General features: G+C 67.7%; 14 protein-coding genes and 1 pseudogene. 8 read left to right on the top strand and 7 right to left on the bottom strand.

Annotated elements, in window-relative coordinates; all coding sequences use genetic code 11:
* Positions 1-84 precede the first annotated feature (84 nt).
* The 6 genes from RYM47_RS03700 (at position 85) to RYM47_RS03675 (ending at position 7,674) form a co-directional block, all read left to right on the top strand.
* On the top strand, positions 85-1,926 hold the full coding sequence (locus tag RYM47_RS03700) for an amidohydrolase (protein ID WP_315386290.1): 1,842 nt from the start codon (positions 85-87) through the stop codon (positions 1,924-1,926).
* Positions 1,905-3,203, top strand: coding sequence for an alginate export family protein (locus tag RYM47_RS03695; RefSeq protein ID WP_315386164.1), 1,299 nt, complete (start codon positions 1,905-1,907; stop codon positions 3,201-3,203). The genes RYM47_RS03700 and RYM47_RS03695 overlap by 22 nt, the downstream gene beginning before the upstream one ends.
* Entirely contained in the window at positions 3,197-4,837 is a 1,641-nt protein-coding gene (locus RYM47_RS03690; RefSeq protein WP_315386162.1) for an MFS transporter, read from the top strand. Before RYM47_RS03695 ends, RYM47_RS03690 begins: the two co-directional genes overlap by 7 nt.
* An 80-nt stretch (positions 4,838-4,917) precedes the next feature.
* Positions 4,918-5,694 carry a hypothetical protein gene (locus RYM47_RS03685; RefSeq protein ID WP_315386161.1) on the top strand — a complete coding sequence of 259 codons (777 nt, stop codon included), beginning with the start codon at positions 4,918-4,920 and terminating at the stop codon, positions 5,692-5,694.
* Between the two features lie 14 nt (positions 5,695-5,708).
* A complete protein-coding gene (locus RYM47_RS03680) occupies positions 5,709-6,686 on the top strand; it encodes a zinc-binding dehydrogenase (RefSeq protein ID WP_315386159.1) in 978 nt (325 codons plus the stop codon).
* A gap of 70 nt (positions 6,687-6,756) precedes the next feature.
* Positions 6,757-7,674: a M14 family metallocarboxypeptidase gene (locus tag RYM47_RS03675; RefSeq protein WP_315386158.1), complete on the top strand. Its 918-nt coding sequence runs from the start codon at positions 6,757-6,759 to the stop codon at positions 7,672-7,674.
* Here the strand turns inward: RYM47_RS03675 and RYM47_RS03670 are convergent.
* Both RYM47_RS03670 and RYM47_RS03665 read right to left on the bottom strand, forming a co-directional pair.
* Positions 7,675-8,831 (bottom strand): annotated as a pseudogene (locus RYM47_RS03670) (MFS transporter). It abuts the gene before it with no gap.
* 57 nt (positions 8,832-8,888) lie between these two features.
* Entirely contained in the window at positions 8,889-9,797 is a 909-nt protein-coding gene (locus RYM47_RS03665; RefSeq protein WP_315386157.1) for a LysR family transcriptional regulator, read from the bottom strand.
* Positions 9,798-9,897: 100 nt separating this feature from the next.
* Between RYM47_RS03665 and RYM47_RS03660 the strand changes: the two genes are divergently transcribed.
* Both RYM47_RS03660 and RYM47_RS03655 read left to right on the top strand, forming a co-directional pair.
* Positions 9,898-10,662 (top strand): SDR family oxidoreductase, encoded by a 765-nt coding sequence (locus RYM47_RS03660; RefSeq protein WP_315386156.1) that lies wholly within the window; start codon positions 9,898-9,900, stop codon positions 10,660-10,662.
* Between the two features lie 86 nt (positions 10,663-10,748).
* Positions 10,749-11,063 (top strand): DUF3817 domain-containing protein, encoded by a 315-nt coding sequence (locus RYM47_RS03655; RefSeq protein ID WP_070206593.1) that lies wholly within the window; start codon positions 10,749-10,751, stop codon positions 11,061-11,063.
* 12 nt (positions 11,064-11,075) lie between these two features.
* On the opposite strand, the gene RYM47_RS03650 is transcribed toward RYM47_RS03655, so the two are convergent.
* From RYM47_RS03650 to atpC, 5 genes are all read right to left on the bottom strand, one after another.
* A complete protein-coding gene (locus RYM47_RS03650) occupies positions 11,076-11,402 on the bottom strand; it encodes a thioredoxin family protein (protein WP_315386154.1) in 327 nt (108 codons plus the stop codon).
* A complete protein-coding gene (locus RYM47_RS03645; protein WP_315386288.1) occupies positions 11,402-11,857 on the bottom strand; it encodes a flavodoxin in 456 nt (151 codons plus the stop codon). Before RYM47_RS03645 ends, RYM47_RS03650 begins: the two co-directional genes overlap by 1 nt.
* A 10-nt stretch (positions 11,858-11,867) precedes the next feature.
* Complete coding sequence (locus RYM47_RS03640; RefSeq protein ID WP_315386153.1) at positions 11,868-12,908, bottom strand: ribonucleotide-diphosphate reductase subunit beta; 1,041 nt, start codon at positions 12,906-12,908, stop codon at positions 11,868-11,870.
* A 63-nt stretch (positions 12,909-12,971) separates the two neighbouring features.
* Entirely contained in the window at positions 12,972-15,293 is a 2,322-nt protein-coding gene (locus tag RYM47_RS03635) for a ribonucleoside-diphosphate reductase subunit alpha (protein WP_315386287.1), read from the bottom strand.
* Positions 15,294-15,511: 218 nt separating this feature from the next.
* The gene (atpC, locus tag RYM47_RS03630) at positions 15,512-15,958 is read right to left on the bottom strand and encodes an ATP synthase F1 subunit epsilon (RefSeq protein WP_315386151.1); all 447 of its coding nucleotides are present in this window, start codon (positions 15,956-15,958) and stop codon (positions 15,512-15,514) included.
* Between the last annotated feature and the right edge of the window lie 176 nt (positions 15,959-16,134).

Here is a 16,134-nt window from a genome sequence, read left to right as displayed (position 1 = left end):
CGCCGCGACCTGCTGCTGGGTGCTGGCGCCGCCGTGGCGCTGGGCCTGGCCGGCCGCGCCTTCGCTACTTCTTCGGAGAAACTCATGACCACGCTGCTGATCCGCAATGCCCGCATCACCACGCTCGACCCCCGCGTGCCGCAGGCCGATGCGCTGGCGGTGGTGGACGGGCGCATTGCCGCCATTGGCGCCGAAGCGCAGGTACGCGCAGGTCTTGTCGATGCCACCGTGATCGACGCGGGTGGGCGCCGCTTGGTACCGGGCCTCAACGACAGCCACACCCACCTCATCCGCGGCGGGCTGAACTACAACCTGGAGCTGCGCTGGGACGGGCTGCGCTCGCTGTCCGACGCGATGGCCATGCTGAAGGCCCAGGTCGACAACACCCCGGCGCCGCAATGGGTACGCGTGGTCGGCGGTTTCACTGCGGAGCAGTTCGTCGAGAAGCGCCTGCCGACCCTGGCCGAACTCAACGCCATCGCCCCCGACACGCCGGTATTCCTGTTGCACCTGTACGACCGCGCGCTGCTCAACCGCGCCGCGCTGCGTGCCTGCGGCTACGACAAAAACACCCCGGACCCGCCGGGTGGGCAGATCGCGCGCGACAGCCTGGGCAATCCCACCGGGCTGCTGTTGGCCAAGCCGAACGCGCTGATCCTGTACGCCACCCTGGCCAAGGGTCCGCGCCTGCCGATCGAATACCAGGCCAACTCCACCCGGCACTTCATGCGCGAGCTGAACCGGCTCGGCATCACTTCGGTGATCGACGCCGGCGGCGGCTTCCAGAACTATCCCGAGGACTACCAGGTCATCGAGCAGCTGCACCGCGATGACCAGCTGACAGTGCGTATCGCCTACAACCTGTTTACCCAGAACAAGGGCAAGGAAGTGGATGACTTCCGTGGCTGGAGCGAGATCCTGCAGCCGCGCCAGGGCGATGACCTGCTGCGCCACAACGGTGCCGGCGAGATGCTGGTGTTCTCCGCCGCCGACTTCGAGCTGTTCAACGAACCGCGCCCGGAGCTGCCGCCCGGCATGGAGCCGGAGCTGGCCGAGGTGGTGAAGCTGCTGGTCGAGAAGCGCTGGCCGTTCCGCATCCACGCGACCTACGACGAAAGCATCGACCGCATCCTGGACGTGTACGAGCAGGTCAACCGCGAGATTCCCTTCGATGGCCTGCACTGGTTCATCGATCACGCCGAAACCATCACTCCGCGCAACATCGACCGCATCCGCGCGCTCGGTGGCGGGCTGGCGATCCAGCACCGCATGGCCTACCAGGGCGAGGCCTTCGTGCAACGCTACGGCGCGGAGGCGGCACGGCATACCCCGCCGGTGCGGCGCATGCTGCAGGCCGGGCTGCCGGTCGGTGCCGGGACCGACGCCACCCGCGTGGCCAGCTACAACCCGTGGGTGGCGCTGTCGTGGCTGGTCACCGGGCGTACCGTCGGCGGGCTGGCGCTGTATGGCGAAGAAAACCTGCTCGAGCGCGAAGAGGCGCTGCGCCTGTGGACCCAGGGCAGCGCGTGGTTCTCCGGCGACGACGGCCGCAAGGGTACGCTGGCGGTGGGCCAGCTGGCCGACTTCTGCGTGCTGTCTTCGGACTTCTTCGCGGTTGACGACGCCGCGATTGCCGACATCACCAGCGTGCTGACCGTGGTCGGCGGCCGGGTGGTACACGGCGACGGCGAGTTCGGCCCGCTGGCGCCGACCCTGCCACCGGCGATGCCGGACTGGTCGCCAGTGAACCGCTTCGGTGGCTACCACGTGGGCGGTGCAGCCACCGGCCTGGTGGCGCATGCGCACGCACATGGCGTCGGCGGTTGCCGCACGCACGTGCACGGTCACGCCGCCGCGCATCCGGTGCCGACCGACGCGCCGAATGCATTCTGGGGCGCACTGGGATGTTCGTGCTTCGCGTTCTGAGCCTGGCGCTGGCGACGGCAGTGCCGTCGCTGGCGAGTGCCTGCGCCAATGATGCCGGTGGACGTTGCATGGCGCTGGACGGGGGCGGTGAGCTGCAACTGGACGCCTCGCTGCGCCTGCGCGGCATGTACTACGACCCGACCCGGTTCGGCATCAACGGTCGCGAGGATGGCTATGGCCTGCTGCGCGCGCTGACCTCGGCGGCGGTGCGGCGCGACGGTTGGGAAGGGTTCGCGCAGCTCGGCGTGCACGCCGAGCAGGGCCGCGATGGTGGGCCCGGCGGCACGGATCGCGGCGCGCTCGACCTGCAGCAGGGCTATGTGCGCTGGCACGGCGAGCACCTGGGCTGGCAGCTCGGCCGCCAGGAAGCCGCGTACGGCAGCTCACGGCTGCTCTCGGTGCGTGACGGTCCTAATGTCCGGCTCGCCTTCGATGGCGTGCGCGGGCGCTGGCAGCAGGGCGGGTTCAAGCTCGACCTGATGGCGTTGCGCCCGGTCGAGAACCGCAGCGGTGCGTTCGACGATCGCAGCGACCGCGGCCAGCACCTGGCCGGGGGCTATGCGACCTGGCAACGCGGCGGTGCGGGCAACGGCACCGATCTGTACCTGCTCGACTACGGCCGCGACGGCGCACGCTTTGCCAGCGCCGTGGGCAACGAGCGGCGGCGCTCGCTGGGCACGCGCTGGTTTGCGCTGCAACCGCGCTGGGACGCCAACATCGAACTGGTCGCGCAGCGCGGCACGCTGTCGCGCAGCCAGGGCAACCTCGATATCCGTGCCTGGACCCTGGCCACCGACAGCGGGCTGCGCTGGCCGAGCGCGCGCTGGCAGCCACGCCTCGGCATCAAGCTGGATATCGCCAGTGGCGACCGCAGCCCGCAGGACGGCCGGCTGGGGACCTTCAACGCGATGTACCCCAAGTCGGCGTACTTCAGTGAAGCCAGCCTGCTGGCACCGGCCAACCTGATGGACGTTCAGCCCACCCTGACGCTCACGCCGCGACCCGGCCTGAGCACCGAATTCGGCTGGCAGCTGGCCTGGAAGCACCAGCGCAGCGACGCGGTCTACACGACGCCGGCGCCGCTGGTGGCGGTACCCGGGACGGCCGGTACGCCGCGCCGGATCGGCCAGCAGTACAAGTGGGAAACGAGCTGGGACGCCAGCCCGCAATGGACCTGGAAAGGTCAGCTGGCCTGGTTCGACGCCGGCCCCGGCCTGCGTGCGGCAGGTGGCCGCGACACCCTTTTTGCATCGGTAGTTGGAGCATGGCAATGGTAGACACACAACACAACGCGGCCCCCGGCGCCTGGTCGCCGCTGAAGATCAAGCTGTTCCGGGCGATGTGGCTGGCGATCCTGGGCAGCAATGTCGGCACCTGGGTCAACGATGTCGCCGCCGCGTGGGTGATGGCCGAGCGCACCGGCTCGCCGCTGATGGTGGCGCTGGTGCAGTCGGCCACGACCGTGCCGGTGGTGCTGCTGGCGCTGGTGGCCGGCACCCTGGCCGACATCGTCGACCGTCGCCGCTACCTGTTGTTCACCCAGGGGTGGATGCTGCTGGTGGCGGCCTCGCTGGCGACGCTGACCGGCCTGCAGATGCTGACCCCGCCGCTGTTGGTGGCGCTGACGTTCGCGATGGGCTGCGGCGCGGCGATGGCGATGCCGGCCCAGGCCGCGATCGTCTCCGAACTGGTGCCGCGGCCGATGCTGGCCTCTGCGGTGGCGTTGAACTCCATTGGCATCAACATCGCGCGTTCGCTGGGTCCGGCGATTGGGGGCCTGATCGTGGCGCAGCTCGGCGCGGGCTGGGCATTCGGCCTGAACGCAATCAGCTTTGCTGCCATGCTGTGGGTGCTGTTCAACTGGAAGCAGGATGCACAGGCCTCGAGCCTGCCGCCGGAAGGTTTCGGCGCCGGGTTGCGTGCCGGGCTGCGCTACGCATTGCGGGCCGGGCGGCTGCAGGCGGTCTTGATCAAGTCGGCCGGGTTCTTTTTCTTCGCCAGCGCGGTTACCGCGTTGCTGCCGCTGGTGGTGCGCGGCGAAATGCACGGTGGTGCTGGCACCTACGGCCTGCTGCTGGGTTGCATCGGCATCGGCGCGGTCACCGGCGCCCTGTTGTTGCCGCGCCTGCGCGCGCGCATGGACCGCGACCTGCTGGTGCTGCTGGCCACGCTGGCGTGTGCGTTGAGCCTGCTGGGGTTGGCCTGGGTGCGGCACATGGCGTTGTTGCCGCTGGCGATGCTGGTCAATGGCTTTGCCTGGATCACGGTGCTGTCCTCACTGCAGATCGCCGCGCAGACAGCGGTGCCGGCTTGGGTGCGGGCACGCGCACTGTCGCTGTACATCATGGTGTTCTCGCTCGGCATGGCCGCCGGTGGCCTGAGCTGGGGCAGCATCGCCCAGCGCACCTCGATCCCGTTCGCGCTGACGGCCGCCGCCATCGGCGCGGTGGTGGCCGGGCTGCTGGTCTGGCGCGTGCGCATTGCCGGCAGCGAGGAACTGGACCTGCGTCCGGCCGGGCATTGGCCGGCGCCGGAGCTTGCGGTGCCGGTCACGCATGACCGTGGCCCGGTCCTGGTGACCGTGGAATACCACATCGATGACGCCGACCGCGCTGCGTTCCACCGGCTGCTTGGCGAGCTCGGCCGCACCCGCCGCCGCGACGGCGCTGTGATCTGGGGCGTGGCTGAAGACGTGGCCACGCCCGGCGTGCACATGGAGTATTTCGTGACCAGCTCGTGGATCGAGCATCTGCGCCAGCACGAGCGGGTGACCGCCGAGGACAGCGCGCTGCAGGACCGGGTACGCGCGCTGCACCGCAACGAGCACGCACCTATCGTGCGGCATTTCGTCGGTGGCAGCGGTGCGCTGAAAGCCCTGCACGGCGATCACGAACACCACGCATTGGGTTGAAGCGCCCCGGCGAGACCGGTCGTGCCACCGTTTTAACTGGATCCGGCGTATGGTCGGCGCTCTTTGAGAGGAGCAGGTGCATGCGCTGGATCGTGTTGTTGGCCGCTTTGGCCATGCCGTTGGTGGCGTGGCTGTCCCAGACCGGGGAATTCGGTCCGACCAATGGCGCGATCTCGGACCGCTATCCCACGCTGCTGGTGGCGGCCGGGTATGCGTTCTCGATCTGGGGCCTGATCTTCCTGTGGGACGTGATCTTCGGCCTGTGGCAGCTGCGCCAGCGCAAACCGGACGACAACACCGGCGTGCGCGGCTGGGCGGCGGCGGGTTTCGCGCTGACTGCCGCGTGGATGCCGGTGTTCTCCAATGAACTGTTCCTGCCGGCGCTGGCCATCATCTGGACCGCGCTGGTGTGCCTGCTGGTGGCCGCCGTGCGCGCCGCGCCGCCGACCGCGAGCGCCGGGCAACGCGCGTTTGCCGCGTATCCGCTGGCACTGCATGCCGGCTGGTTGACCATGGCCGCCTTCCTCAACACCGCGCAGGTGATCGTGGCGTACCAGTGGCTGCCGACCGGCGACATGCTCGGCTGGAGCTTGGTGCTGCTGGCCCTCGCCACGGTCCTGGCCTGGGTGATGAATTACCGCCTGCGCGGGCACTTCGCCTATCCGGCGGCGGTGCTGTGGGCGTTGGTTGGCGTGTATGTGAAGCAGTCCAACTGGCGGCTGCCGGGCGCCGACACCATTGCAGTGCTGGCACTGGCCATTGCCGCGCTGCTGGTGCTGCAGACCCTGCTGCTGCGCACGCGCGCCTGGCGCACCCCGCGCGCGGGCGTGGTCGCCGCGCACCGCCACCGTCGTTGAAGAAGGAGACAAGCATGCGCGTTGCACTGCATGAGCAGTTTGGTGACCCGACCGAAGTCCTGCATGGCGGAGAAGCGCCGACCCCGCAGCCCGGTCCCGGCGAGGTGCGGGTCCGCACCGTCCTGGCCCCGATCCACAACCACGACCTGTGGACCGTGCGCGGCCAGTACGGTTACAAACCCAGCTTGCCGGCGATTGGCGGCAGCGAAGGCACCGGCGTGATCGATGCGCTGGGAGAGGGTGTGACCGGCCTGCAGGTGGGCCAGCGGGTGAGTGCCGCCTCGGTGCATGGCACCTGGGCCGAATACTTCATCGCGCCAGCGAAGATGGTGATCCCGATGCCGGACAGCATCGACGACAACACCGCCGCGCAGTTGATCGCGATGCCGTTGAGCGCGCTGATGCTGCTGGAGTTCCTGCAGGTCAAGCAGGGCCAGTGGATCGTGCAGAACGCCGCCAATGGCGCGGTGGGCAAGGCGCTGGCGATGCTGGCCAAGGCGCGCGGCGTGCATTGCCTCAATCTGGTGCGGCGCGATGACGGCGTGGCCGAGATGGACGCGCTGGGCATCGAGAACACGATTTCCACTGCGTCGGACGACTGGGCCAGGGAGGTCAAGGCAAGGGTGGGGGAGGGCGTGCTCTCTGCTGCTGTTGATTCGGTCGGAGGTACCGCCAGCGGCGAGCTGATGAAGCTGCTCAGCGAAAACGGCACGCTGGTATCGTTCGGCTCCATGACCGGCGAACCGATGCAGATCGGTTCGGGCGATGTGATCTTCAAGCAGGCCACGGTAAAGGGTTTCTGGGGCAGCAAGGTCAGCCAGGCGATGGCGCCGGAAGACAAGCGGCGGCTGGTAGGCGAATTGTTGACCCTCGCCGCCAAGGGTGGCTTGAGCCTGCCGGTGGATGGCGTGTTCGGATTGGACCAGGTGGCCGAGGCCGCCAAAGCCAGCCTGCAACCCGGCCGCAACGGCAAGGTATTGTTGAAGCCGTAGAGCCGGGCTCTGCCCGGCTCGTGGCAGGGCCGGGTAAAATCGGTTTCCCGATCCATACCTGAGCACCGCCATGAATGACACCCGCTTTTACCCAATCGGCACACCCAACCAACCCTGGGGCGCCGCCGAAAAAGCGGAATGGCGGGCAAAGCAGATCCCGGTGCGGTCGTACGCCAATGACGTGCTGCCGAAACTGGACGCATTGCGCGACCGATTCGACATTACGGAATACGGCGCGCTCGACTACGCCCCGCACAGCTACCCGCTGTTCGCCGTACGCAGCCGCGACTGGAACCCAGCGCTGCCCTCGGTCCTGGTCACCGGCGGCGTCCACGGTTACGAGACCAGCGGCGTGGAAGGCGCGCTGCAGTTCCTGGCCACCCGCGCGGCCGACTACGCCGGCCGCGCCAACGTGCTGGTGGTGCCGTGCGTGAGCCCGTGGGGTTATGAGCGCATCCAGCGCTGGAACGCCGATGCCATCGACCCGAACCGCTCGTTCGTGGCCGACAGCCCGGCCCAGGAATCGGCCGCGTTGATGGCGCTGCTCGCGCCGCTGCGCGACGGCATGGTCATGCACATCGACCTGCACGAAACCACCGACAGCGACGAGTCCGAATTCCGCCCGGCACTGGCCGCGCGCGACGGCAAGCCGTTCGAGCCCGGCCTGATTCCCGATGGCTTCTACCTGGTCGACGATACCGAGAACCCGCAGCCGGCCTTCCAGCAGGCGGTCAATGCAGCGGTGGAGCAGGTGACCCACATCGCCCCGGCCGACGAACGCAACGAAATCATCGGCTCCGCCGTGGTCGCCCCGGGCGTTATCCAGTACCCGCTGAAGAAGCTCGGGCTGTGCGCCAGCATCACCGGCGCGCGCTTCACCACCACCACCGAGGTCTACCCGGACAGCCCGCGCGCTACGCCGCAGCAGTGCAACGATGCGCAGGTGGCGGCGGTGTGCGCGGCGATCGATTACGCGCTGGCGAACTGATCATGCCCGGACCCAGCGTGCGCTGATGCCGACCAGCAGCAGCGCTGCGGCAACCAGGCAGAACGCAAAGACCAGGCTGCTGGCCTGGGCCACGAAGCCGATCAGGGCCGGCCCCGCCAGCACGCCGGCGTAGCCCAGCGTGGTGATCGCCGGAATGGCCAGGCTTTCCGGCATGGTCTTCTGGTTGCCGGCCATCGAGAACAGCGCCGGCACGATGTTGGCGCAGCCCAGGCCGATCAGCGCATAGCCCAGCAGCGCCAACGGCAGCGCGCCGGCGAACGTGGCCACGGCAAAGCCCACCGCACCGACGATGCTGCCTAGCAGGATCGCGCGCAGCCTACCCAGTTTCGCCACCACCCCATCGCCGACCAGCCGGGTCACGGTCATGGCGATGGCGAAGGTCATGAAGCCCAGCCCGGCGCGGTCCGGTGGTACCTGCTGGACCTCGTGCAGGAACACCGCGCTCCAGTCCAGCATTGCGCCTTCGGCCAGGAAGGCGACGAAGCACAGCACGCCGATCGCCAGCACCACCCCATGCGGCACCGCGAACACCGGCGCGTCGCTGGGCGCGCGGTCACGGCGCCAGTAACGCACCGACAGCGCCAGCACGACCAGCATCGACAACGACCCCAGCACGCACACCCACAACGGTGCCAGTTGCAGGGAGAGCAATGCGGTCATCGCCGCGGCACCGACCGCGCCGCCGATGCTGTAGAACGCGTGGAAGCCGGACATCATCGGCTTGCCGCTGTCGCGCTCGACCATTACGCCTGGATGTTCATCGTGCAGTCGCAGGCGCCCACGCCTGCGCCGAACACGAACAGCGCCAGGCCCAGGGTCCAGGGCGAGGGGGCAATCGCCAGCAGCGGCAGGCTGGCCACCACCATCAGCAGGGTGGCAACCATCACCGCGCGGCAGCCATGCCGGGCGGCCAGGATGCCGGCCAGCGGCATCGCCAGCAGCGAGCCCGCGCCCAGGCACAGCAGCACCAGTCCGAGGGTGCCTTCATCCAGTCCGGTGCGGGTCTTGGCGAACGGCACCAGCGGTGCCCATGCGGCAGTGGCGAAGCCGGGCAGGAAGAACGCGGCACGGGTGGCGTGTTGTTCGGCGCGCGGGGTACGGGCGGCGCTGGCGAGTGCGTCGAGCGATTCGGACATGGGATGAAAACGATTACACAGGTGGCGCACAGCTTACCCGCGCGCCGGGGAGGGTGGTCAATCCCGGCGCGCCAGTTCGGGGGCCAGCAGTTCAGCCACCCAGTCCATGAACGCCGCCACGCGCCGCGGCAGGTGGCGGCGCTGGGCGTAGAGCAGGGTGACCGGCATCGGCTCGGCCACGCACCCGGGCAGCACTTCCACCAGCTGGCCGGCGGCCAGTGCCTGGCGGGCACCCAGTCGGGGCACCTGGATGATGCCGAGCCCGGCCAGTGCGGCGGCGCTGTACGCCTCGCCACTGTTGACCGTGACCGCGCCGCGCATCGCCACGCTGCGATACGCCTGGCCGTCGTAGTACTCGAAGCCCGGCGACCGCTGGCCCAGCGTGCCTACGTAATGCACCAGCGCGTGCGATGCCAGATCGTCCAGCGTGCGCGGCACGCCGTGCGCGGCGAGGTAGCCGGGGCTGGCGCAGTTGACGATGTGCATCGCCCCGAGCGGGCGCGCCACCAGCGTGTTGTCGTCCAGCGGTCCCACCCGCAGCACGCAGTCGAAGCCTTCGCGGACCAGGTCGACGCGGCGGTCGGTGCCGCTGAGCTCGATCTCCAGCCCCGGATGACGGGCCAGGAAATCCGGCAGGTGCGGAATCACCCAGTGCCGGGCGAGACCGCTGGACATGTCCACGCGCAGCCGGCCCTTGAGCTGGCCGGTGTCGCGGCGGAACATGCCCTGCAGGTCCTCCATGTCCTCCAGCAGGTCGCGCGCGCGTTGCTGGAACTGCGCGCCGTCGGCGCTCAGCCGCACCCGCCGGGTGGTCCGGTGCAGCAGTTGCACGCCGAGCTCGGCCTCCAGTCGTTGCACCGCTAGCGACACACTGGCTTTGGGCAGGCCCAGCTGCTCGGCCGCGGCGGTGAACGAGCCCAGTCCGGCAACCCGCAGGAAACTGCGCAGCTGGTCGAGGCGATCCATGGATTGTTCGCTCAGATTGGACAGTCAAATCAGGATCGCGTGATTTATGCGTGCTGGCAATACCAATAGTCTGGCTGCACCCCAACCCAGGAGCGCCCCCATGAGTTCTTCCACTTCCCGCGTCGTACTGGTCACCGGCGGCAGCCGTGGCCTTGGCCGCAATGCCGCCCTCGCGCTGGCGGCCGACGGTGCCGACATCGTGCTCACCTATCGCAGCCAGGCGGACGCCGCCAACGAGGTGGTCGCGCAGATCCAGGCGCTCGGCCGTCGTGCGGCCGCGCTGCCGCTGGACGTAGCCGACAGCGACGCCTTCCCCGCGTTCGCCGATGCAGTGCGGGCGCAGCTGCAGGCCTGGGGCGAAACCCGCCTGCAGGGCCTGCTCAACAACGCCGGCGAAGGCCTGCACGCGATGATCGCCGACACCACCGCAGCCCAGTTCGACCAGCTGGTGGCGGTACACCTGAAAGGGCCGTACTTCCTGACCCAGGCGCTGCTGCCGCTGATCGGCGATGGCGGCCGCATCCTCAATGTGTCCAGCGGGCTGGCCCGCTTCGCGCTGCCAGGCAGTTCGGCCTACGCGATGATGAAGGGCGGTATCGAGGTGTTCAGCCGTTACCTGGCCAAGGAACTGGGCGCGCGCGGGATCACTGCCAACACGCTGGCGCCGGGCGCGATTGAAACCGACTTCGGCGGCGGTCGTGTGCGCGACGACGAGACGATCAACGCCATGGTCGCCGGGAACACCGCATTGGGCCGTGCCGGCAAGCCGGACGACATCGGCCCTGTGGCGGTGGCGCTGCTGTCGCCGGCCACCGGCTGGATCAACGCACAGCGCGTGGAGGCATCGGGCGGCATGTTCGTCTGAGTGCGAAAGCGTCGCATTCGCGGCAAGCCGGTATGATGGCCGGCCTTGCCGCTGTTGTCGGGATTCTCTTGCGCTCTCCTGTACCGATGCACCCGATGGGTCGCGTGTTCGCTGTCGTGGCCCTGTTCGAGGCCTTCACCTGGGCCGGCCTGCTGGTCGGCATGTACCTGAAGTACCACGCCGCCGAGCCGACCACCGCCGGCGTGGCGTTGTTCGGGCCGGTGCACGGGGTGGCCTTCATGGTCTACGTCGTGGTCACCGTGCTGGCCGCGGTCAAGCTGCGCTGGCCGTGGTGGGCGGCCGTGCTGGCCCTGCTGGCGGCGGTGCCGCCGCTGGTGACGCTGCCGCTGGAGTGGTGGTTCAAGCGGCGCGGTCTGCTGGGCGCACGTCCGGCGGCGTAGCGGTGGTCCTGCTCAGGCCGAGCGCGCGAGGGCGGCGCGGATCGCGTCGGGCGACTGGAAGCCGGGCAGGCGCAGCACTTCCTGGCCGTCGCGGACCACACTCAAGGTGGGCGTCTGGCGTAGGCCCAGGCTGCGGAAGAACACTTCGCCAATCGCCTCCAGCCGCACCTTGAGCAGCACCAGTTCATGCGCCTCCGGCATGCTGGCGACGGCGGCCAGCGACATCGCCAGCATCCGGCAGCCGGGGCAGTTGTCCTTGTGGAAGTCGACCAGCAGTGCCGGATGGTCGGCTACCGCAGCGTGATACTGCTCGGGGGTGTCGGCATGCAGGGTCAACATCAGGCAGGAACTCCAAGGGGTTGCAGGACGCTGTCGGTCCAGCGATGGATGGCGTGGGTATCGGCCATGCCGTGCGGCATCTGCTCGATCTCCAATACGGGGTGGGGCGAGCCGAAGTGGCGGGCCAGCCGGTGCGCGGCGCCGCAGTAGTACTCCAGGCCCCACTGGGTTTCGCCGGTACCGAATATCGCCACGGTCTCCGCTGGGGGACGGCCGGCGCGCTCGTGCAGGGCGGCCACGAACCGTTTCATCTCGGCCGGATTGCGCCCGGCGTTGTCGGTCCAGCTGCCCAGCAGCAGGCGGTCGTGCGGTTGCGCGGCGGCGGCCACCGCCTGCGTGTCCTCCACATCCAGCAGCCGCACGCGGTGGCCGCGCGCGCTGCAGTGCGCCGAGACCTGGCGTGCGACTTCGCGGGTATTGCCGCTCAACGACGCATAGCAGACCAGGATGTCCATGGGCAGGCCCTCACAGGTCGTCGAAGCCATTGTCCGAATTGGTCTTCTTGTAGCTGGCGTTGCGCATCTCGAAGAAGTCGGTCTTGGTTTCGGTGAAATTGTCGGCGTAAGCCTTGATCCACGGCATCACGTTGGCATTGGCGTCGCTGTAGAGCTGTTCGATGCCGAGCATGCCGGCCATCTTGTTGGCGCGGTACTTCACGTAGCGGATCATCTCGTCCACGTCGATGCCGTCGATGCCGTCCAGCACTTCGCCGGTCCAGCGCGTTTCCAGTGCGATGGCATGCTCGAACGCGTCGTGCACATAGGCCGTGAGCTGCTCGCCCTGCAGCTGCGGGTTTTCGCCGATGATGGCGCGGATCAGCTCGCTGATGAACTTGGTATGGGCCAGTTCGTCGCGGTTGATGAAGCTGATGATCTTGCCGGTACCGGTCATGCGGTTCTGCCGCACCAGGTTGTAGAAGAAGGCGAACCCGGAATAGAAGTTGATGCCTTCCAGGATCGACGACTGGATCAGCGAGCGGATCAGGGTCTCGGCGGTCTTCTCACGCATGAAGTCATCGTAGGACTGCATGATCGGCGCATTGCGGGCCAGGATGGTAGGGTGGGTGCGGGCCAGCTCGAACACCCGGTTCTGGTCGGCCAGTCCCGCGATGGACGCCAGCACGTAGCTGTAGCTTTCGTTGTGGATCACTTCCTGCTGGCCGATGATCGCGGCGTTGGCATGCGCGGCGGGGTCGGTGATGTACTCGGCCACGTTGTAGATGAAACGGGTCTGCGGCGAGTCCAGCGTGGCCAGCAGCCCGATGATCGAGTCGTAGGCGTTTTTTTCGCGGGCGGAGAGCTCGCCGTACTGGCGCGCGTCGCCCTTCATGTCCACTTCGTCGGGAATCCAGAAGTTGGTCGAGAGTTCCTTGTAGGCCCGGTAGAAGGACGGGTAGGGAATGTCGTTCCAGTTCAGGATGCCGCTGGTGCGGCCGTTGATGATGCCGGTGGAGCGGTTGGGGTGGCGCGGTTCGAGGATCTTGATGCGTTCAAGCGGGGTGGCCATGGGAGTTCCATCGTTCGAAGAAAAGCGGGTAGAGCCACGTCCTGCGTGGCTGCACAACCATGATCAAGAAGAACACCAGTCGCACTCTTCTATGTCGATGTCGTTTGAACGCACGTAATACGTGGTCTTCAACCCTTCCTTCCAGGCGCTCATATGCACCGCCAGCAACGTGCTCGCGCGGATCGTGCTGGGCACATACAGGTTGAAGCTGATCGACTGGTCGACATGGCGCTGGCGGCGTGCGTTCTGGCGGATGCTGGCGAACTGGTCGAGCCGGTATGCCCCCTTTTCGTAATACGGGTAGGTCTCCAGCGACAGTCCCGGCGCCGCGACCGGGCGGCGGAAATCTTTCTTCTCTTCGTAGTAGAACGCCCCGTACACCGGATCGATCGATGCGCTGGAGCCGGCGATCTGCGCGGTACTCATGTTCGGCGCCACGGCCAGCAGCCAACCATTGCGCAGCCCATGCGTGGCCACCTGCGCGGCCAGCGCCTGCCAGGCCGGGCTGTCATAGCCACGCGCGCGGAAGTACGCGCCGGTCTGCCAGTCGCTGCCGGCGAAGGCGCTGTAGCGGCCCTTCTCCTGCGCCAGCTGCAGGCTGGCCTGGATCGAGAGGTAGTTGATCCGCTCGTACAGCGTGTCGGCGTAGTCCTCGGCCTGCACGCTGTCCCACTGGATCTGCTGCTGGGCCAGCAGGTGATGCCAGCCGAACGTCCCCAGGCCGATCGCGCGGTACTTGCGGTTGGTGATGGTGGCCTGCGGCACCGGCAGCTGGTTGAGGTCGATCACGTTGTCGAGCATGCGTACCTGGATCGGCACCAGCCGCTCCAGCACGTCGGTGGAGAGCAGGTCCGGTGCGGCAGTGACCGCGCGGCCCAGGTTGATCGATGACAGGTTGCAGACCACGAAATCACCGGCCTGGCGGGTGGTCACGATCTGGTCGCCGCTGATCATTTCCTGGATCATGCGGGTGGGGCTCATGTTCTGAAGGATCTCGGTGCACAGGTTGCTGGAGTACACCGTGCCGGCATGCTTGTTCGGGTTCTTCCGGTTGACCTCGTCGCGGTAGAACATGAAGGGATTGCCGGTTTCCAGCTGGCTGACCATGATCCGCTTGAACAGGTCGATGGCCTTGAGCGTGCGCCGGCTGATCCGCTCGTCGGCCACCACCTCGGCGTAGCGTTCGCGGAAGCTGCCTGCACCCCGCACTTCGTCATGGAAATCCTGCAGGTACCAGCCCTTGATCCGGTGCACTTCGTGCGGGTCGAAGAGGTACCAGTCGCCGCGCCGCTCCACTGCTTCCATGAACAGGTCGGGCAGGCACACCGACGTGAACACATCATGCGCACGCAGGCGCTGGTCGCCATTGTTCAGGCGCAGGTCGAGGAAGGCCTCGATGTCGCGGTGCCAGACATCCAGGTACACCGCGATGGCGCCCTTGCGCTGGCCTAGCTGGTCCACGCTCACCGCGGTGTTGTTGAGCTGCTTGATCCACGGCACCACGCCACCGGAAGAGTTGGCCACGCCACGGATCGGCGCGCCTGCCGAGCGCACGTAGCCCAGGTAGGCGCCCACGCCGCCGCCGTGCTTGGATACCCGCGCCACGTCGGTGTTGGAGTCGTAGATGCCCTGCAGGCTGTCGTCGACGGTGTCGATGAAGCACGACGACAGCTGCCCGCCCACCTTGCCGGCATTGGCCAGGGTCGGGGTCGCCACGGTCATGTACAGGTTCGACAGTGCCCAATACGCCTCGCGCACCAGGCCCATGCGCCGCTTGCGCGAGCGGTCGCCATGCAGGTGTTCGTGCTGCATCAGGTACAGCGCGATGGTCAGCCAACGCTCCTGTGGCAGTTCGAACACGCCGCGCGAGTGGTCGGTGGCCAGGTAGCGTGTCGCCAGCAGGTACAGGCCGTTGTACGCGAACAGGTGGTCGCGGTCGGGCTCGATCATCTGCCCGGCTTCCTCCAGTTCTTCCTTGGAATAGGCCTTGAGGATGTCGATCGAGTACACGTTGCGGTCGGCCAGGCTCTCCTGCAGGCCCACGTACGAGCCATAGCGCAGCGCTGCGTCGTAGAAGCGGTTGCGGCTGGCGCGCTTGTACAGTCGGCGCAGGTACAGGCGCGCGGCGAAGTGTTCCCAGTCCGGGGCGACCAGGTCGATGCGCGACTCGGCCTCGCGGATCAGCAGGTCGACCAGGTCGTCGGCACTGAGCTGGCTGCGCCGGTTGATCAGCGCCAGCACGGCGCGCAGGTACTCGCCCAGGTCCAGCGCGGGGAAGTGCAGATGCACGCTGCGCAGCGCACGTTCCAGCCGCGCCGGGTCGAAGGGCATGCGCCGGTTGCCGGCTTCCTTGGTGATCCAGAGGGGGGCGTGGCCAGCGTCCATCGCCGGCGCGTCCGACAGCAGCGCGTCGGTCGCAGTGTGGTCATCGTGCATCGTCAATCCTTCTTCCCTGTGCCGTTCGGAGTGTCGTGAGACAGAAACCGGGCCTGGCGGAAGCGGGGAGCCGATGAACACAACATAGTGTGGGACTGTCTCATCGTCAACATCATATGTAGTGTTGACGAGCGGACAGAGATGACCGATTGCCGCAGTTCGGGTGGCTACTTCCAGGGCAGCCCGCGCAGCTGCAGGGCGCGCTGGTGCATCAGTTCGGCATGCAGCCGCACGTAGTCTTCGTCGGTGAAGGCCTGCGCCATCGGCGAACGCGCGGCCTCCTGCGCGATGCGGGCGCGGGCCTGGTCGATGTCCTCGCTGCGCAGCGCCAGGTCGGCCATCACGATCACCTTGCCGGGCTGCACTTCCACGTAGCCGCCGGACACGTAGACATGCAGCGGTGGCTCGGTCTTCAGCGGATATACCGACACCATGCCTTCGCGCAGCGTGCCCAGCAGCGGTGCATGCCGTGCCATCACCCCGAAGCGTCCGTTGCTGCCGGGCACGCTCACTTCACGCACGTCACCGCTCCACAGCTCACCGGCCAGGCTGATGACCTGCAGTGCGATGCCCTGTGCCTCGTCCAGCAGCGCGGGCAGGGGAGGTGATGCCATGGCAACCATCCGGCGGAACTGTCTGCAGCTTAGACAGCCCGGTGCAAACCGTGGGTGATTGACTGCCACAATCCAAATGCGAGCTGTTATCATTTAGGTTGATAGCCACGCCGGTGCCCGCACTGACGAAGCCGACTCAATCGAACGCCCGCCCCGCGCGGTGCGTGTCCAGTCCT

Origin of the sequence: uncultured Stenotrophomonas sp., assembly GCF_963519125.1 — a bacterium.
In the GTDB taxonomy this organism is placed as follows: domain Bacteria; phylum Pseudomonadota; class Gammaproteobacteria; order Xanthomonadales; family Xanthomonadaceae; genus Stenotrophomonas.
The sequence above is the reverse complement of the archived record's forward strand: the minus strand, read 5'-3'. Positions and strand labels throughout refer to the sequence as shown.